The organism is Lysinibacillus sp. FSL W7-1291 (assembly GCF_038593415.1).
In the GTDB taxonomy this organism is placed as follows: Bacteria; Bacillota; Bacilli; order Bacillales_A; family Planococcaceae; genus Lysinibacillus; species Lysinibacillus fusiformis_D.
In genome coordinates, this window is the sequence record NZ_CP151994.1 from 3732752 (window position 1) to 3751997 (window position 19246).

The 19246-nt window shown below is 39.9% G+C and carries 16 protein-coding genes; 3 read left to right on the forward strand and 13 right to left on the reverse strand.

The genetic code is table 11. The features are described 5' to 3' along the window. Nucleotides 1-22: 22 nt before the first annotated feature. The 7 genes from NST76_RS18105 to NST76_RS18135 form a co-directional block, all read right to left on the reverse strand. Nucleotides 23-1570, reverse strand: a complete 1548-nt coding sequence (locus NST76_RS18105; RefSeq protein WP_271910908.1) for a fatty acid--CoA ligase family protein — start codon at nt 1568-1570, stop codon at nt 23-25. A 142-nt stretch (nt 1571-1712) separates the two neighbouring features. Further along, on the reverse strand, nt 1713-3647 hold the full coding sequence (locus tag NST76_RS18110; RefSeq protein WP_036128024.1) for an ABC transporter permease: 1935 nt from the start codon (nt 3645-3647) through the stop codon (nt 1713-1715). Continuing rightward, complete coding sequence (locus NST76_RS18115) at nt 3619-4395, reverse strand: ABC transporter ATP-binding protein (RefSeq protein WP_036128027.1); 777 nt, start codon at nt 4393-4395, stop codon at nt 3619-3621. The genes NST76_RS18110 and NST76_RS18115 overlap by 29 nt, the downstream gene beginning before the upstream one ends. A gap of 12 nt (nt 4396-4407) precedes the next feature. Continuing rightward, nucleotides 4408-4833, reverse strand: coding sequence for a hypothetical protein (locus NST76_RS18120; RefSeq protein WP_036128029.1), 426 nt, complete (start codon nt 4831-4833; stop codon nt 4408-4410). An 11-nt stretch (nt 4834-4844) separates the two neighbouring features. Continuing rightward, complete coding sequence (locus NST76_RS18125; protein ID WP_036128032.1) at nt 4845-5828, reverse strand: sensor histidine kinase; 984 nt, start codon at nt 5826-5828, stop codon at nt 4845-4847. Then, entirely contained in the window at nt 5828-6532 is a 705-nt protein-coding gene (locus NST76_RS18130; RefSeq protein ID WP_036128035.1) for a response regulator transcription factor, read from the reverse strand. The genes NST76_RS18125 and NST76_RS18130 overlap by 1 nt, the downstream gene beginning before the upstream one ends. A 100-nt stretch (nt 6533-6632) precedes the next feature. Further along, a complete protein-coding gene (locus NST76_RS18135) occupies nt 6633-7625 on the reverse strand; it encodes a lipoate--protein ligase (RefSeq protein WP_036128038.1) in 993 nt (330 codons plus the stop codon). A gap of 144 nt (nt 7626-7769) precedes the next feature. Here NST76_RS18135 and yhfH point away from each other — a divergent pair, with 144 nt between their 5' ends. Beyond that, entirely contained in the window at nt 7770-7895 is a 126-nt protein-coding gene (gene yhfH, locus NST76_RS18140) for a protein YhfH (protein ID WP_004230455.1), read from the forward strand. Nucleotides 7896-8551: 656 nt separating this feature from the next. On the opposite strand, the gene NST76_RS18145 is transcribed toward yhfH, so the two are convergent. From NST76_RS18145 to NST76_RS18170, 6 genes are all read right to left on the reverse strand, one after another. Continuing rightward, nucleotides 8552-10741: a YhgE/Pip domain-containing protein gene (locus NST76_RS18145; protein ID WP_271910910.1), complete on the reverse strand. Its 2190-nt coding sequence runs from the start codon at nt 10739-10741 to the stop codon at nt 8552-8554. Nucleotides 10742-10873: 132 nt separating this feature from the next. After that, entirely contained in the window at nt 10874-11446 is a 573-nt protein-coding gene (locus NST76_RS18150; RefSeq protein WP_036128535.1) for a TetR/AcrR family transcriptional regulator, read from the reverse strand. Nucleotides 11447-11567: 121 nt separating this feature from the next. Further along, nucleotides 11568-12092 carry a FixH family protein gene (locus NST76_RS18155; RefSeq protein WP_036128538.1) on the reverse strand — a complete coding sequence of 175 codons (525 nt, stop codon included), beginning with the start codon at nt 12090-12092 and terminating at the stop codon, nt 11568-11570. Nucleotides 12093-12095: 3 nt separating this feature from the next. Then, nucleotides 12096-13484 (reverse strand): ATP-binding protein, encoded by a 1389-nt coding sequence (locus tag NST76_RS18160; protein ID WP_036128540.1) that lies wholly within the window; start codon nt 13482-13484, stop codon nt 12096-12098. Next, nucleotides 13481-14164: a response regulator transcription factor gene (locus NST76_RS18165; protein ID WP_036128542.1), complete on the reverse strand. Its 684-nt coding sequence runs from the start codon at nt 14162-14164 to the stop codon at nt 13481-13483. Before NST76_RS18165 ends, NST76_RS18160 begins: the two co-directional genes overlap by 4 nt. Continuing rightward, a complete protein-coding gene (locus tag NST76_RS18170) occupies nt 14164-15132 on the reverse strand; it encodes a YncE family protein (RefSeq protein ID WP_230593975.1) in 969 nt (322 codons plus the stop codon). The genes NST76_RS18165 and NST76_RS18170 overlap by 1 nt, the downstream gene beginning before the upstream one ends. 192 nt (nt 15133-15324) lie before the next feature. Between NST76_RS18170 and NST76_RS18175 the strand changes: the two genes are divergently transcribed. Further along, nucleotides 15325-16410 carry a glycosyltransferase family 2 protein gene (locus NST76_RS18175; RefSeq protein WP_036128547.1) on the forward strand — a complete coding sequence of 362 codons (1086 nt, stop codon included), beginning with the start codon at nt 15325-15327 and terminating at the stop codon, nt 16408-16410. A gap of 168 nt (nt 16411-16578) precedes the next feature. Then, nucleotides 16579-19122, forward strand: coding sequence for a collagen-like protein (locus NST76_RS18180; protein ID WP_342544280.1), 2544 nt, complete (start codon nt 16579-16581; stop codon nt 19120-19122). The last annotated feature ends 124 nt before the right edge of the window (nt 19123-19246 follow it).

A 19246-nucleotide genomic window follows, 5' to 3' on the forward strand; every position in this document is an offset into this window, starting at 1 on the left:
TTTCAATAGTAGCTATACTCGTTTAAACTTTTTCTTTTAATGAACGTCGTAATATTTTCCCTGTCGTGTTTTTCGGAAGTTCATCCAGTATCTCAATCATCTTTGGCACCTTGTATTTCACCATATGCTTGGCACAATAAGATAGCAGATCTTCTGTCGTAGTGGCTGCTACTTCTTTTAACACAACATATGCATGTACAGCTTCCCCTAAGTTAGGATCTGGAAAGCCTACCACCGCCGCCTCTACAATATTATTATGGGCAAACAGCACTTCCTCAACCTCACGAGGATAAACATTAAAGCCACCTACAATAATCATATCTTTTTTGCGATCGACAATGTAAAAATAGCCTTCTTCATCTACCCTAGCTAAATCCCCTGTATAGAGCCAGCCGTCGCGAATGGCCATGGCCGTTTCTTCAGGCATTTTATAGTAACCCTTCATCACATTAGGGCCACGTACAATCAGCTCGCCAACTTCGCCAACAGGTACTTCCTGACCGTTCACATCAACCACTCTATTCTCCACATTGCTTATCGATGTACCGATAGAGCCAGCTTTTCGATCACGATCAAGTGGATTAAAGCATGTAACAGGCGAAGCTTCCGATAAGCCGTATCCCTCTGACACACGCACATTAAATTTCTGTTCGAAATTATGTAAGAGTGCAACAGGTAAAGATGCCCCACCTGAAATGGCCAAACGTATTGTCGAGAAATCTTCAGGATCACCTTCAGGTAATTGATACAAGAAATTATACATGGTTGGAACACCAGCAAATACCGTTGCTTTTTGCTCTCTCGCTAAAGCAAAAATTTCAGTAGGGCTAAAGCGAGGTGTAAGTAAAACTGTTGCTCCGCTTAATAAAGGCGCATTGACCACAACGGTTAAGGCAAATACATGAAACACTGGTAATGTAGCAATGACGCGATCATCTGCCTTGATTCCTAAATAATGGGCAACATCACGAGCATTTGAATACACATTGCCATGTGTCAGCATAGCACCCTTTGGACTACCTGTAGTTCCTGAAGTGTATAAAATAATAGCATTGTCATTATCTGCAACTTCCACAGGCTCTAAAGATTCAGCAGCAGTGGCAATGACCTGTGTAAATAAATGCGTTTTTTCTTGTGCTTGCGGTGATAACGCTGCCATTTTTTCCGCTATATCTGGCGTGGTTTCACAAACTATAAATGTGCTTACTTGTGGAAATGCTCGTACACCCTTTTCAACTAATGGAAGCAAAGCGTCGAGTGCAATGACTGCTTTTACATCCCCGTTATGCAAAATATAAGAAATTTCATCTGGTGTATAGATTGGGTTAACTGGTATTGCTGTTGCCCCTAAACGCATTGTTGCATACAAGGCAATTAAATAGTGTGGCGTATTGCCGAGTAAAAACGCCACATGGTCCCCTTTTTCAACACCTAAATCTTGTAATCCCTTTGCAAAACGACCAACTGTATGCTCAAATTCCCCGTAAGTTGTATCTTTCCCCATAAAATGATACGCAACTTTTTCCGGCTGCTCTGTTGCCTGTTGGCGAACACGTGAAACTAAATTCAATTACACCATCCCCTTATCGTATAAAATGAATCGTTATTCAGTAATATTATATAAGAAATGTATCTAAAAGACAATGAATCTTTTTATTTCATGTCATAAATTACGTTAAATAATTCATTTTTTTCTCTTTTAAACAAAGACATCATGAGCGGATATGTGAGATGTAACGCCAACGAATTAAATAAAAGTAGACTACTTGTATTAACACAAAGAAGCCAAAAGCAAAGAATACTTCTTTTACAATCGAAATATTTGCTATGTCTCTCAAAATACCTTGTACCATTAGAAAAGCAAAGGCACTATGCATCATTGCAACACCCCAAGGCAAAAAGAATTGAGGAAATAAATGACGATTAACAAGCTTTTTCAGCTCCGCATCAGTTAAGCCCATACGCTTTAACACATCAAATTTACGCTTTTCACGTTCAAGTGATGTATGCAATTTAAAATAGATAAAGCTCCCAGCCGCAAGTAAAAATACAGTGGCAACCAATACACCCACTAAAGTAAATAATGAGTAGGTAGCTAGTATATAAGAATAATTTAATCCTGCATTTTCAAAGTAAAATGGACTAAATTTATCCTTTTTAAGAAAATATAAATTGGATTCTAGATGGTCTATAGCCCTCCCGATATCTTTTGTTTCCATCCATTGTGGTATAACGAATGTAAATAGATGATAACTAGGTTGAATAATATCTTGATCAGAGATCGGATGAATCAGCTTTGCGAAGTCCTCATCACTAATGACAATTGAATTGACACTTACAATTGAACCTGGAAACACTATTTTTGGATAGACACTATCGATGGTAATCGGAATATTATTCTCTTCTAAAACGGTGTGCACAATTCTATTTTTTAATTTTTTTAACGAATCCTCTGAATAAGGGATAAATACTGCCTCACCAGCTCCCAGGTTCAGTAATGGATAACTATACGAAGAAAGCAAAACATTCATATCGGACTCTCGAAATACCTCCACTTCATTTCGAGTGAAAGAAGAGGTTTGCTTCACTACAATAAAACGGGACAGCTGATAAGATAAACCTTTCTCCTCTAATTGCAGTCGCAATGAATTGATATGCTCTCGCTCAAATGGATTATCCACATCTCCTTTATAAACCAGCCCTAATGGATTTAAGCGATCATATTGAGTTGTATAGGAGGACATAGTAGCTAAAACGCCCACAGACAAAAAGGCAAGTGTTGATACCATCGTAACAACGAAAAACATTTTCACATTATCCATCATAATATGGGTTTGTTCAGCTAGTGAGAGAAGACGGTAACGTTGCCAATGAAACTTGCGTTTTCCACGTGCTAAATCTAAAAAGCACGGGACGGAATCACTGAAAAAATAATATGTGCCGAATGTTGCTGAAAATGGTATTAATAAAGTTAGCCAGATGAATGCCGTATGTCCTACAACAAACGCTAAAATATACGTCGTTAAAATTAAAGCAATACCGTAAATAGCTCGGATTTTGGAATAGGTTGTTAAGCTATTTACATAATCACTGCCTTTAATAAGATCTCGTAATTTTCTCTCTCGTGTAAAATACACACTAATAAATGAAATGACGACAAACGCACTTGTAAAAACACCAATTGTTAGTAAAAACGGCTGCCAGGAAACATATAATGGTAATTCATCTAAATGCAAAATTTCTCGTACGATCATAAAAAAGAATTTTGAAAACGAGAAGCCAAACACGATACCTACAATAATAGAGCCTGACCCAATAATCATTGTCTCTAAAAAGACAAGTCTATTCATCTGGCGCTTTTCCATTCCTAAATGCAATAAAATGGCGAATTCATGGGATCTTGCCTCTAAAAAGGCACTCATGGAATAATACAAAAAGAATAATGTAAAGAGGACGAGAACAATTTCAGCACCCACCATCCCGATAAGTGATACCTCTCCTAATATCCCGCGCTCAATATCAGGATGAAACATTAGCATTGAATAGATAAAAAATACAGCCACAGAAAAAAAGCTTGCCATGAAAAAGGCACCATATATCCGGCTGTTCCGCACGACATTACGGTAAGCGAATTGTCGAAAGGTCACCTACTTGCCCTCCTCCTAGTAAGCTCAAAACATTTAATATACGTTGGAAAAACATTTGACGACGATCATCTCGATAAATTTCATTGAAAAATTCACCGTCTTTAATGAACAACACCCGATCACAATAGCTAGCTGCAATCGGATCATGTGTGACCATTACAATCGTCGTTTGTTTATCCTGATTGACTTTTGTTAGCAGTTCGAGCACATCACGTGAAGAATTCGAATCTAAATTACCCGTAGGCTCATCCGCTAAAATCAGACTCGGATTATGGATAAGTGCTCGACCAATAGCCGTTCTTTGTGCCTGTCCACCAGATATTTCATTTGGACGTCTATGAAGGAAAGAAGTTAAGTCGAGCTTTTCTACAATACTAGCTAGACGTTCCTCCATTACTTCTAAAGGCTGTTGGTCTAATGTTAGTGGCAGCACGATATTTTCCTCGACCGTTAGCATGTGCAAAAGATTGAAATCCTGAAACACAAAACCGAGCTGTCTTCTTCTGAAGTAAGCAAGCTCAGTTGCATTTAATTTATGTGGATTCATGCCATCCAGTATGATTTCACCGCTAGTAGGCTCATCAATTGTCGAGATAATATTCAGCAAGGTCGTTTTGCCACTTCCGGAAGGTCCCATAACAGCTAAAAACTCCCCTTCTTCTACATCAAAGCTCAACTGATTTAATGCCCTATGTGTCACTTTACCTTCATATACTTTTGTCACATCTTTAATTTGTAAAATAGGCATACGTCATTCACCTTATTTCTTCATTAATTCTAAGGATTGTGGTAAAAGCCACTGTAATACGACCTCAAAGCCGATTTGAAAATGAGGCTCTGTTAATGTCAGAACGGACTCTTCCTCTACTAAACTAAAGCAATGCTCCCCAACAATCACATCCCAAGCATCTATTTCTCCCTCTAGGATCTCACCGCACACAGTATAATACCCACTGTACATCATCTGTTGACCTTCGATAGGAAATGCATTCAATAATGTAGGTTGCTGTAAGTTTAACCCAAGCTTATTTGAAAAATGCAATAGTTCTTCATCGAGCCTCTCATTTGCCTTCAAGAAATTTTGATAAGCAAAATGATCCCCCTCTTGCATTTGTGTCATATAAAGAGCTTTTGTTTTCTCCTTATCAATAGTTAATACCCAATCTTCTATACGTACTTCTCCCATCCTAGCGCCCCCTAATTTGTAAATGTCACTGTCACAATTGTCCCTTTTCCTACCTCTGATGTAATAGCCAATTCATGTCCTAGCTTTTCACAGATTTCTTTGGCTAAATAAAGGCCCATCCCAGTAGATTCTCCTGTTTTCCGCCCATTTTCACCAGTAAAAAAGGCTTTCGTAACACGTGAAAGATCAGAAGCTGGAATCCCAATTCCCTCATCGCAAATGGCTAGCTGTACATAGTCATCCTTTTCAATGGCAGAAATCACAATTTTTTTATTGCTTTCAAACGTGTATTTCACCGCATTTGTAATAAATTGGCCAAGAATGAAGCGAAGCCATTTCGAATCACTGGCAACAATAAGATCATCCTCAATATGAATTTCTGGGAAAACTCTTTTCGTAATAAATAAACGTTTATTTTCATTAACAGTTGCAGTGACAATTGCTTTCAACGCAACCTGTTCCACTTGCATATCATCCTCAAAATTTTCTAAACGTGCATTAACAAGCACCATGTCCAAGCCTCTACGTAAACGATCAATTTCCTCCTGTACGTTCTTTTTATCAAGAGGTCGGTCATCCTGTAATAATAATTCAATGACTGAAATAGGTGTTTTCATTTGATGCACCCATTGGTTCATAAACTGATCATGTCTTTTTTGACTTGCATATAGCGCATGCAGCTCATGCTGATAAAGGCGATACAACTCGTGCATGTACTTTTCGGTTTGCATAGCTTCTGGCGTTTTTGCGTTTTTTTGTAGCACATCCTCCATTGCTGTTGGGAGATGAGTGATTTTCATCAAATAACGTTGGCGCATTAAATAACGCACAAGTAAAAATGAAGCTAATAGGACAAGGCTAATACAGAAGGAATAAATAGCCGTATCAATATTTCGAAAGCCATCTAGCATATAAATGACCATAATGAAGCCAACTAATAAGAGCTGGAACACAATAAATGATGCATAGTCACGTAAGAATAATTTCCAGCCCACTATAGCTCACCTGCGCTTAATATGAACCGATAGCCCGCACCACGTACGGTTTCAATTGTTGATGCTATGTGATAATCTGCTAACTTTTTTCGTACGCGCGTCATATTAACATTCAACGTGTTCTCATCGACAAATGCCTGATCGTCCCAGAGCTCCTCTAGTAGCTGTTCACGCGTCACGACTTTCGGTGCATTTCCCATAAGCAGCTCTAAAATGATGCATTCTTTTTTCTGAAGTGGAATTTCTAAATCATTTTTATGTAGCTCCATTCTTTCTAAATGAAGTACAAGCTGTCCTTGCTTGATTGTCCGTTCCTCTTGCCTTGCTGCATACTCACCATATGTACGGCGTAGATGACTACGGATTTTAGCCAAAACAATTTCATAGTTAAATGGCTTTGTAATGAAATCGTCGCCCCCATTTTCAAGCGCAAAAATTTGGTCCATTTCTCCAGAGCGAGCAGAAATGAAAATAATCGGGCATGTTGTAAGCTGGCGTAGCTGGCGACACCAATAATAGCCGTCATAAGCAGGTAAATTTATATCAAGCAGCACCATATGTGGATTAAATGCTGTAAATTCTTCGATGAGATGATCAAATTCTTGGATTGTTGCAACTTCGTATTGATATTTTCTAAGCGTTTCCGCTAGTAATGATGCAATCTTGACATCATCTTCTACTATGAATATTCGATGCTTTTCCATATCAACACTCCTTTCTTTCTATATTGTATCAAAAAAAGGTTCGACGACATAATTGTCAGCGAACCTTTAGGCTAAAACATTACACGAAACCGTATTTTCCTTAATAAATTAATTGTAAAAAGTCCTCAGTTGAAATTCCACCAAAATATGTAGGAATATCGATATCTGCTAATGCCTTAGCAATGGCAGCTCTATCATAGTTTGTCCCAACTAAAAGCTGTTCTATATCAGCCATATCCCCTACACCAAAGAAGTCACCAAAAATATGTGCCTCTTCAATCACACCATGATTAACTTCTAGGCGGATATCAATGCCACCTGTTGGGAAACGATGTGTTTTTTGAATATTAAAGCGTGGTGATTTCCCAAAATTCCACTCCCATGTTTGATAACGCTCTGCGGATAACTTGTGTATATTTGCCCAATCTTCCTCTGTTAACTCATAATAGCGAATATTTTCTTCCCCACCGAAAATGGATTTCAAAACTTCAAGACGGAATTCTTCTACTGTCATTTGTTCTTTTAAAAACTCCGAAATATTTGCTACTCGTGAACGGATGGATTTGATACCTTTTGATTCAATCTTATCTTTTTTGACTTTCAAAGCTGACACTACTGCATCAATTTCTGTATCAAACATTAATGTGCCGTGACTGAACATACGTCCTTTTGTAGAGAACTGAGCATTTCCAGAAACCTTTCGCCCTTCTGCTAGAATATCATTACGCCCTGAAAGCTCAGCATTGACACCCATTTTAGCTAGAGCATCTACTACTGGCTGTGTGAATTTTTTATAATTCATAAAGCTATTACCATCATCATTTGTAATAAAGCTGAAGTTAAGATTCCCTAAATCATGATAGACAGCACCACCACCTGATAAACGACGCACAACAATAATGCCATTGTCCTCTACGTAGTCTGTATTGATTTCTTCAACTGTATTTTGGTTTTTACCGATAATAATGGACGGTTGGTTAATATAAAAAAGAAGCACTGGCTCTTTCTCAACGTCCATTGTTTTTAATAAATACTCCTCAATAGCAAGGTTAATACGTGGATCATGGATCCCTTTATTATCAACGAAAATCATAGTTCACGTTTCCTCCTTCACAAACTATCCATATTTATTTTAACGTAAATTAGGCATTTTGTGTTGACGAAAAGCATCTGTTATAATACACTAGGAAATATCAAAACAGTAATAGTACAGATGAACTTAAAGGAGGAGTCCACAATGTTAGAAAACGTAGTTGAATTTTTCAAGAATTTACCTGCAAAGCAATGTACTGAGTGCGGTGAAAAAATGGAAGAACAAAGCGAATGCTACAGCAACACTTGTGAAAAATGTAACCACCTATAAGCATTTGCCTATACTGTAATTTGTCATATACGTGCCCCACACGTAGCAATCATGACACACTTCATCATATTTTGATGAACCCTTAATTAAATCTCTTACACTTACAAAAACAACAGCTGATACGCTCATATCAGCTGTTGTTTTATGTTATTGAAAAAAGGTGGTGTCAAGCGAGGGATTACTTTCCGTCCGTCAGCGTCCTTTTCAGGGGGCGTCCGATGAGCTGCTTCACTCACTGCGTTCGCTCCAATCAAGCATGTGGAGATGTGCTGAGTGACAACACCCCTCTATAAAATGAGTAGTGAACATCTTCCCTTGAACCTTTGCTAAAAAGTTAACATTTTTATAGATTGGCGTGGAAGGCTACTTGACTCCCCTGGGATAGCGAGACAGGCGAGCCTCTAAACGGAGCGGTAGCGGAGGAAGCAGCTCGCCCACAGGAAAGCCAACGGAAATCTATTTTCACCTTTCACAACTATGCTATTGATGGTTTTGTTTTTATTTATATAGAGAGATATTGTGCATTTAGTGGCGACTCCAATAGGGCTAGCGTGCAAGGAAAACGCCAATTCATAGAGAAAACCAATAGTTGCCTATATATCCTTTTACCAAAAGAAGCACTCACCGAATAGTCGATGAGTGCTTCAAGTGTATTATTAGTTTTCTTCTGCTACTTTAGAGTAACGTTTATTGTGAAGTAGCATGAAGTAACCGAATGTAATGGCTAAGAATGCTACTAAGAATCCAGCTAGAACACCATAGTTTTGCATTAAGAATGTCATATCGCCAGTTGAAATACTTGATTTAAATGCTTGAACCGTATATGTCATTGGTAAAAGCTTGTTAAATACTTGTAATGGTGATGGAATTAATTCTAGTGGGAACGTACCTGCACTTGTTGTTAATTGTAAAATTAACACAACAATTGCGATGAAACGTCCTGGATCACCAAAGATCGAAACAAGCATTTGAATTAAGGCTAAAAATACATAGCTTGTTAATAATGCCGTTATGATAAAGTAGCCCATGTTATTTACTTCAAGTCCTAGACCCCATTTTACAATACCTACTGTTAGTAATGTTTGCACTAAACCTACAACGGCTAATACAGTCACTTTACTTGTAAACCAAGCTGCACCATTTTTTGGTCGGATAGCTGGTTCAACAAATGGGAACACAATCGAAATTAATAATGCCCCTACGAATAAGCCAAGAGAAATAAAGTACGGTGCAAAACCTGTACCATAGTTTGGAACATGGTTTACAGACTCTTTTTCAACCTCTACTGGACTACCTACCATATCATATGTGTCTTGATTTGCTTTGACCTCATTTGCTTTTTCACTAGCCTCACCTAATTTGCTAGATAACGTTGTCGTACCATCTGCAAGCTCTGTAGAACCATCTGCAAGTGTTGCGGAACCTTGTGCTAGCTCACCAGATTTCGAAGCAAGCGTAGAAGTACCTTGATTTAATGTTGTTGTACCATTTGCTAATTCATTTAATCCAGATGCTAATGTTTTTGAACCTGTTACAGCTGTATTCACACCTGCATGTAGTTCACCTAATTTTGCAGCTAATGTCGCATTACCTGCTTGTAGACCTTTTGCACCTTCCATTAAAGCATTGCTTTTAGCCGTTAATGCGTTTGCACCAGCTAATACTTCTGCCTGACCTGCTGCAATTTGACTTGCACCAGAGCTTACTTGATTAGCACCAGCCTGTAATTTTTCTGTACCAGCAGATAAAGATGTTAAGCCGTTATGCACGCTAGCACTACCAGCTTGCAGCTCTGCTAATGTTTGCTTTAATCCTGCTGCTTGTTCCTCAGGCATTGAAGCCATCATCGTTTGTAATTGGCTAGATAAGGCTGTAATGCCTGCCTCCACTTTCGCAGAACCAGCTGTTAATTGGTTGGCTGCACCATTTAATGCACCTGCATTTTCAGCAATAGAAGCTGCGCCTGCACTAATTTGTTGTTGTTTATCGTTTAAAGTGTTTAAACCTGCCCCAACTTTTGCAACACCTTGAGTATATTGTGATAACCCTTGTTCAAGACTAGTTGCACCATTTGCTGCTTGCTGTGCACCTTGTTGTAATTGGACAGTACCATCTTGTAGTTTGACTAAACCGCTTGATAAATCATTCGCACCTTTCGCAGCATCTCCAGCACCTTTTGTCAGTTTATCTGTCCCATTCGACAGTTCAACTGTGCTTGAAGCTAATTGCTCTAGATAGCCTTTTAAATCTTTTGCACCATTTGCTACTTTTTGTGCACCCTCATCTAACTTATTCGAGCCATCAGCTGCCTCTGTAAAGCCATCTCCAAGTGTTGCAATGGAATCAAATAATTTTTCAGCATACGTTGCTGATACTTGTGAATTTACTTCAGCACGGACACGATCCATTGCAGTCTCACCAATTTGAGCACCAAGGAAGTTAAGACCTTCATTTGGAATGTAGTTCATCACTAATTTCGAAGGTTTGTCATCTAATAATGTTGTAGCATGCTCAGAGAAATTTGTTGGAATTTCTAAAATCATATAATAATCACGACTATTTAAGCCTTTTTCAGCTTCATCTTTTGAAACCTCTATAAAGTTAAATTGTTCGCTATCTATCAATTTATCAACTAAGGTATCCCCCAAGTCTAATTTAACGCCATCCATCTCAGCACCAGTATCCTCATTAACTACAGCTACTGGGAGATTAGGAAGCCCTGCATAAGGATCCCAAAACGCCCATAAAAACATACCTGCATACATTACTGGAATAAATAATACAGCAATGATTGAAACAAGCATTTTTCTTGTTTTAAAGATCTTCAGCCACTCAGCTTTAATCATATAATATCCTCACTCCTAAACTATTTGACCGAAAACGTCATTTGGTCATTTTCATTCAAAAAAAATAGTCAACCTCGGCAATTTTGCAAAAAGACACTTGATTCGACACTTTTATATCTGTCTTTTACCGAATCAAGTTAGAATCAAACCTCGAAAGATTGTTTCCTTGAAAAGATTAAGAATCTTTTCTTCAGGGATTACATCACCGTGTAACTCATGCCAATCGACAACAAAAGCAAGATATGCCTTTAACAATAAGTAACCGACCAGTTCTGCATCGCAATCTCTAATTTCACCTTTTTTAATACGACGCTGTATTAACTCTGAAACATACGATAAGATTTCTGTTTCGATGCGAAGTAGCACCTGTTTAACAGCTGGTGTTCGTAATTCTTTTTCTTCCTCGATTAGCTTTGCAAATAAAAGATGTTTTTCACGGAACTGTAGCATTTTCATTAAAGCATTATGCGCATTATCCATAAAGCTTGCTGATGCATCCAACACTGCATCTGCTTCCGCCTTCATCTCTCGTACAAGTGACATAGCAATCTCTTGAAATAAAATTTCTTTATTTGCAAAGAATGTATAAATCGTACCTTTACCGACATTAGCGATTTTCGCCACTTGCTCCATCGTTGTTGCTTTGTAGCCAAACAATGTAAAAGATTTTGCAGCTGCTTCAAGAATTTCCTGCCTACGATCCATTAGTAACATCCTTTCTTGTTAGGTTATGTACCTCTAATGTACACTTCAATAAAAATGACCAGAAAACCATTTCGGTCATCTGGTCATTATCATATTCCTATTTTAAAAAAAATGCAAGCATTTAATGATGATTTTTTTCATCTTTTTCTTCGTCATCATGATCAGCATCATTTGACGTACCATTACCATGATTCATCATATTGTTATCCATGCTGTTATTAGATTTCTCATCCTCTGGTAAAACCTGTGTCATATCTGGGCTACCAGCAATAATTTGCTGCTTTGGCATATTATGAACACCATTAGCTGTAGTATGTGCATACATATAGTAAACACCGTCATGATCGAATGTAGTCGTTGCTTTATAGACGCCGTCTTTTTCTAATTTCCCATCAATCATTTGTCCTTCATCACGTTTCCCTGATTCCCAAACTTCGAATTCTACTACAGCATCATCAACGTTTTCTCCACCTTGTTCAACGTGTGCCGCCAGCTCAATTGTTTCATTGAGTACTACCTCTTTTGGTGTTAAAATCTCTACCTCTGGAATTTGAGGTACAACTGGTTCTGGTAAAGCCTCTTTTTTTTCTCCACATCCTACTAATAATGTAGGCACTGCAATTAGCGCGAATAACCACTTTTTCATCTTTTAATCCTCCATTAATGGCAACCGGATTTTAACGGTTGTGCCTTTTTCAACAACACTTTCAATTTCTAACGATCCCTGTAACTGCTTTAATAACTGTTCAACAATGGATAACCCTAATCCACTACCACCGTCTGCACGACTCCGTGCTTTGTTAACACGATAAAATCGCTCTGTGACATGTGATAAATCCTCGGATGGAATACCGATTCCATAATCCTTGATTGTAATTTGTGCACTGCCAGTCTTTTCAACAGCAACAATTTCCACCTTAGAATTTTCATACGAGTAATTAATTGCATTTTCAATAATATTAATAAAGATTTGCTTTAGCTTTACTTCATCCGCTTCAATAATGAGCGCATCATCTACATCTACATGTAATGTTATGTTCTTTTTATCTGCTTGATGTGTTAGGATTTTTTGAACCTCTCGCAATGTCTCCCCTAGTGGAATAGGGTATAAAACTAAATTGGTTTGTTCATTTTCTGTTCTTGCCAGTTGAAGTAATTCGTTTGTTAACCGCTCCATTCGATTCGCCTCACGGACGATCAACTGTATGGTATCTTCTTTTTGACTTTCTGTAATGATGCCATTTTGCATAGCCTCGCTATAGCCTTTTACATAGCTTATAGGTGTGCGTAATTCATGCGAAACGGTTGCTAGAAACGTTTTTTGTGCTTCATCCTCCTGCTGAATGGCCTCTGCCATTTTATTAAAGGTACTAGATAATTTACCAATTTCATCTCGTGAATTGACAGGCACACGTGTCTCATAATTCCCATAGGACATCTGTTCCACTGCAAGTTGTAAATCGTTTAATGGTCGCATAATGTGCCGGATACCTTTATAAATCAAATAGCTAGCCACTACTAAAAATATGAAAGCACTAATAAACAACAAAATCACGCCACTATTAGCTAACTCACTAATTTTGGCTAATGGGAAATAAATATAAATGATACCCTCTAATCGATTTTGATCAACGAGCGGTATAACTACGGAAATAAGTTGTCGATCAAACCGTGGCTCATATCCAATTTTTTGCACATATTTTCCTGCTAATAATTTCTGTCTTTCCTCAGGGCCAATCAGGGTCTCATAATCTATATCAAATGGAACACAGGCACTTAACTCACGTGGATTCCTTACCGCAAATATATTTAAATTTGAGTAATCATTAAATTGTTCAATATCTGCAATAAATTCATCCGTCACCTTCCCATTGTCATACATGGTCTGTAGCTTCAAGCCAACTTCGACCATTGTCTCTTCTGTATCTTGTACATATAAACGTTGATACAAAAAGTTTGTGAGAACATACATAAAGACAACGGTAATGATTAAAAATGCAAAAATTAACAACCAAATGCGAGTGGCAATCTTTTTCATTCGCCAGGATCAAAGCGATAGCCCACTCCCCAAACGGTTTGAATATGCGCAGCCGCATCCTTTCCAAGCTTAATTCGTAAAGTTTTAATATGTGTATCGACCGTGCGTGTGCCTCCTACATAATCAATATCCCAAATACGCTCTAGTAATTGCTCTCTCGTATAGGCATTTCCCGGATTTTTCATAAATAAGTGCAATAGCTCAAATTCCTTTAAGGTAAGCGGAATACTCTTTCCATCAACAGATACTTTACGTGCAATTTCGTCTATTTTAATAGGACCAATAATCACGTACTTTTGCTGTAGCTCTGTAATATTCGCGCCACTTCTTCTTAATACAGCATAAATTCTCGCCACTAGTTCGTCATGTGTAAAAGGCTTAACAATATAGTCATCTCCACCAAGTGTAAGACCTTTCACCTTGTCCTCATTGGCATCACGTGCTGTCAGGAAAATAATCGGTACATTGGACATAGCACGAATACTTTGACAAACGACAAAGCCATCTTCATGGGGCATCATCACATCAAGTAATACTAAATCAATATTTTCACGTACTATCACATCATAAGCCTCAGTACCACTTGCGGCAGTAAATGTCTCTATATCCGAATTATTTAGCATCATCTCAATTAAATTACGCATATCCTGCTCATCATCAACTATTAACACAGTTGTCATCATTGTTCCTCCCTTACTAACAGTTGAAAAGCACCTTTCCCTACATCAACTGTTTTTTCCTTCTGATCACCCTTTATAAAGTACAATGTGTGATCGTCATAACCAGCGACAACAATATAGTCTTTAAACTGGTTCACTACAAAGGGATTTGCACCAACCTCTTGGTGCCATTTAATATGGCCATCAAAATCAGCAACATACAACTCATTGTGACCATGACTTACAACAAGAACGGCATCCTTGGTCTTTTTTAACCCTACTGGCATTAAAGGCATATCAATCTCTCCGTTCAGATGGCCAGTAGTCAAATCATATTTTTTAACGGAGCTGTTGGGCTTACTTCCTTCCCCATGCCCACCTACCCATAGCTCATGTGTCTCTTCTAAAATAGCTATGCCATGTGCGGATTTTTGAATTGGCCACTCTTGTTCAATGGTCAAATCCTTCATGTTTAACACTGATAATTTTGTATCTTTAAAATTAATAACATACAGTTTATCTTTATACGATGCCATTGACATAGGATAATTGCCAAGTTGTTGTCTGACTAGTTCATCTCCCTTTTGATCAAAGCTTGTCACCGTATTCGTTTTACTATTCGTTATAAAAAATTGCTTAATGTTGTCATCATAGTACACATTCGTTGTACCGATCTCTACTTTTTTGGAATAGCGCTTTTCTCCGGTCGATAATGTATAGACGTCGATATTATTTAATTGGTGTCCATACAATAAAATTTGGTCATTCCCTAACAGTATTGCCCCAGAATAAGCTTTATCAAATGACCAAGTAGCAAATACATTGCCATCTTCATCAATAAAATCTAATGATGGTTCTTGTATGTTTAACGAAGCTATAAAATTCCGATCCCTTTCAATGGGTTCATATGATTTTTCAGTACAACCTGCTAACCATATAATTTGTAGTAACGAAAAAATGAAGAATGCCCATTTTTTCAACTTTATCACCTCTGCCCCTTTACTATACTTCACAATTGTGAAATTCGGGTGAAACTTGGAAGGTAAATTTATGACAAACCATAAAAATACTTTTCACACTTTTCACATTTCAAACTCACGAACCTCCTCTCAGTTCAATCATCCAACCCATACTGTCAGCGTTACATATACTACAAAGATACTGGTAAGGAGGAATATAGCGTGATTTCCATTAGCTTATGTATGATTGTAAAAAATGAAGAAGATGTTATTGGTCGATGTCTTGAGTCCGTCAAAGATATAGTGGATGAAATTAATATTATTGACACCGGTTCAACCGATAGTACAAAACAAGTGGTTGCACAATTTACAGACCGAATTTTTGATTTTAAATGGATACATCATTTTGCAGCGGCACGAAACTTTTCCTTTCAACAAGCAACAAAGCAATACATCCTCTGGCTAGACGCAGATGATGTTTTTTTAGAGGAAGATCAAGAAAAATTGAAGTCGCTCAAAGCCTCTCTAACCTCTGATATAGATGCCGTGTCCATGAATTATCATCTAAGCTATGATCATGAGGGAAATGTGGACGCCTTAATAAGGAGATATCGCCTTGTAAAAAGAGAAAAGCATTTTCAATGGATCGGTGCAGTTCATGAATATTTAGAAGTAGGGGGCGTGCTGTTTGATAGTGATATAGCCGTTAGCCATTTACCATTAACACATGATCACTCACGTAATATTACGATTTATAAGCAACTTATTGAAGCAGGAGAAACACTAACACCGCGAGATACATTTTATTTTGCTAATGAATTACTAGATCATGGTCAGTTTGAGGATGCCATTTACTATTACGAATTATTTTTAACCTCAAAGTTAGGCTGGGTAGAAGATAATATTCGCGCCTGTTTTAAATTAGCAGATTGCTATTCCAATTTAGACGATAGAGAAAACAACTTCAGTGCTATTTTACGAAGCTTTGAATACGATGTCCCCCGCCCCGAAGCCTGCTGTCGCCTTGGCTACCACTTCATGGAACAATTCAGGAATTACGAAGCTATTTTTTGGTACGAACAAGCACTGGTAATTAAACAAAATCCAAACGCTCCTTTTCAAAATAAAAGCTTTTCAACATGGCTCCCACACTTGCAGCTGTGCGTACTTTTCGACCGTTTACAGCAATACGAACTAGCAAATACCCATAATGAGCTAGCCAGCTCCTTCATTCCAAATGATCCAAAAATTTTACACAATAAAGAATATTTCAATCGTATTTTAACAATCGATCAAAATGACTCTTAGAAAATATCAATAACTAAATAAAAAGGATTTAGCCCCTATCGATATAGAAAACCTTCTACTATTTTAAGCGTAGTTGCAACGAATCTATAAATAACTTTAATAAGTAGATATGTGTCTACCTCCTCTATCATTGTGCAGAATACGATATTTGAGAGAGGAGGTGAGATTATGCATTTTGGAAAATTTATAGATAGAGTTTGCACTAAGTGTCATTCCTACCCTTGTTGTTGCAAAACTGGACCTATTCCCAGTTGTCCAATTTGGCCTGTAAAACCTACAGGACCTACTGGGGGGATAACTGGACCTACAGGTAGTACTGGGGTTACTGGGGTTACTGGCCCTACTGGCGTTACCGGGGCTACTGGCGTTACTGGGGCTACTGGCGCTACTGGGGCTACTGGCGTTACTGGGGCTACTGGCCCTACTGGAGATATCGGACCTACCGGGGTTACTGGGGCTACTGGCGTTACCGGCTCTACTGGAGATATCGGGCCTACCGGGGTTACTGGCGTTACCGGGCCTACCGGGCCTACCGGGGTTACTGGGGCTACTGGGGATATTGGATCTACTGGTGTTACGGGTGCTACTGGAGTTACTGGCCCTACTGGAGATGTTGGACCTACTGGAGCTACGGGCATTACTGGCGCTACTGGCGTTACTGGTTCTACTGGGGTTACTGGCCCTACTGGAGATATCGGGCCTACCGGGGTTACTGGCTCTACTGGCGTTACCGGGGCTACTGGGGTGACCGGAGCTACGGGCATTACTGGCTCTACTGGAGATATCGGACCTACCGGGGTTACTGGGGTTACTGGGGTTACTGGGGTTACTGGGGTTACTGGGGTTACTGGCTCTACTGGCGTTACCGGGCCTACCGGGGTTACTGGTACTGCTGGCCCTACTGGCGTTACTGGTTCTACTGGGGTTACCGGGCCTACTGGAGATGTCGGACCTACCGGGGTTACCGGCTCTACTGGGGATATCGGACCTACTGGTATAACTGGAGCTACTGGCTCTACTGGCTCTACTGGCTCTACTGGCTCTACTGGCGTTACCGGAGCTACGGGCATTACTGGGGCTACTGGCTCTACTGGAGATATCGGACCTACCGGGGTTACTGGACCTACTGGTGCTACTGGGGATATCGGACCTACCGGGATTACTGGACCTACTGGTGCTACTGGGGATATCGGACCTACCGGGGTTACTGGTGCTACTGGGGATGTCGGACCTACCGGGGTTACTGGCTCTACTGGGGTTACAGGGCCTACTGGAGATATCGGGCCTACCGGGGTTACCGGCGCTACTGGTACTGCTGGCGTTACTGGACCTACTGGTGCTACTGGAGATATTGGACCTACCGGTGTAACTGGACCTACTGGTGCTACTGGTGCTACTGGTGTTACTGGAGCTACTGGGGTTACCGGAGCTACGGGCGTTACTGGGGTTACTGGGGTTACTGGGGTTACTGGCACTACGGGCGCTACTGGCGTTACTGGTGTTACTGGACCTACTGGTGCTACTGGCGCTACTGGGGATATCGGACCTACCGGGGTTACTGGACCTACTGGTGCTACTGGGGATATCGGACCTACCGGGGTTACTGGACCTACTGGCGCTACTGGGGATATCGGGCCTACTGGTATAACTGGAGCTACTGGGGATATCGGGCCTACTGGCGTTACTGGAGCTACTGGGGTTACTGGCTCTACTGGGGTTACAGGGCCTACTGGAGATATCGGACCTACCGGGGTTACCGGCGCTACTGGGGTTACAGGGCCTACTGGAGATATCGGGCCTACCGGGGTTACCGGAGCTACGGGCGTTACTGGGGTTACTGGCACTACTGGCGCTACTGGCGTTACCGGAGCTACGGGCGTTACTGGGGTTACTGGCACTACTGGCGCTACTGGCGTTACCGGAGCTACGGGCGCTACTGGCGTTACCGGGCCTACCGGGGTTACTGGTACTGCTGGGGATATCGGGCCTACCGGGGTTACTGGCTCTACTGGCGTTACCGGAGCTACGGGCGCTACTGGCGTTACCGGCGTTACTGGACCTACTGGCGCTACTGGGGATATCGGGCCTACTGGTATAACTGGAGCTACTGGAGATATTGGACCTACCGGTGTAACTGGACCTACTGGTGTTACTGGGGTTACCGGACCTACTGGGGTTACCGGAGCTACTGGGGTTACTGGAGCTACTGGGGTTACCGGACCTACTGGACCAGCGTTTACAGAAGGATTCTCTGCATTTAAAAATACTTTAGCTGTTAATGCTTCTACCTCCATCACTAACTGGAGTGTAGCATCACCTTACTTTACAACGCCTGCTTTCAATCCAACAACTGGAATATTCACTGTACCAACTACAGGTAGATATTCCTTTGAAGCGACCATTAACTACTCTACTACAGCGGCTATTAGTGTCACTTTAGGGGGTGGAATAAACCCTTCATTTGCAATACGACAAAATACTACTACGAATTTAATCAGTGGCTTATTCCCTGTATTAAACGTAAACGTCGCGCTCATATTAACATTGCGTGCGGTTCTTGGAAATGGAACGGTAACTTTGGCAGGAGAAGTACAATTAAACGCTGGAGACACTATCGATCTGTTCTATGAAGCCAATGGTTTGACAATCGGTCTTACACTAGGTGGTGCTAACTCTGGTGGTATCGTTTGGTCATGTCATCGAATTTCTTAGATTTAGATGGTCATCACTATTTGAAGCAAGTGGAAAAAGCAAACTACGAAATCGTGGTTTGCTTTTTCTTTTTCAAAAAACAAAAAATAGCACAAACATTTGTTATGCATGTTTGTACTATTTT

Bases quoted from the DNA above. Each gene is read 5' to 3' on its own strand.
- NST76_RS18115 (WP_036128027.1), bottom strand. From the start codon at position 4,395: ATGCCTATTTTACAAATTAAAGATGTGACAAAAGTATATGAAGGTAAA.
- NST76_RS18120 (WP_036128029.1), bottom strand. From the start codon at position 4,833: ATGGGAGAAGTACGTATAGAAGATTGGGTATTAACTATTGATAAGGAG.
- NST76_RS18130 (WP_036128035.1), bottom strand. From the start codon at position 6,532: ATGGAAAAGCATCGAATATTCATAGTAGAAGATGATGTCAAGATTGCA.
- NST76_RS18135 (WP_036128038.1), bottom strand. From the start codon at position 7,625: ATGATTTTCGTTGATAATAAAGGGATCCATGATCCACGTATTAACCTT.
- yhfH (WP_004230455.1), top strand. From the start codon at position 7,770: ATGTTAGAAAACGTAGTTGAATTTTTCAAGAATTTACCTGCAAAGCAA.
- NST76_RS18145 (WP_271910910.1), bottom strand. From the start codon at position 10,741: ATGATTAAAGCTGAGTGGCTGAAGATCTTTAAAACAAGAAAAATGCTT.
- NST76_RS18150 (WP_036128535.1), bottom strand. From the start codon at position 11,446: ATGGATCGTAGGCAGGAAATTCTTGAAGCAGCTGCAAAATCTTTTACA.
- NST76_RS18155 (WP_036128538.1), bottom strand. From the start codon at position 12,092: ATGAAAAAGTGGTTATTCGCGCTAATTGCAGTGCCTACATTATTAGTA.
- NST76_RS18160 (WP_036128540.1), bottom strand. From the start codon at position 13,484: ATGAAAAAGATTGCCACTCGCATTTGGTTGTTAATTTTTGCATTTTTA.
- NST76_RS18165 (WP_036128542.1), bottom strand. From the start codon at position 14,164: ATGACAACTGTGTTAATAGTTGATGATGAGCAGGATATGCGTAATTTA.
- NST76_RS18180 (WP_342544280.1), top strand. From the start codon at position 16,579: ATGCATTTTGGAAAATTTATAGATAGAGTTTGCACTAAGTGTCATTCC.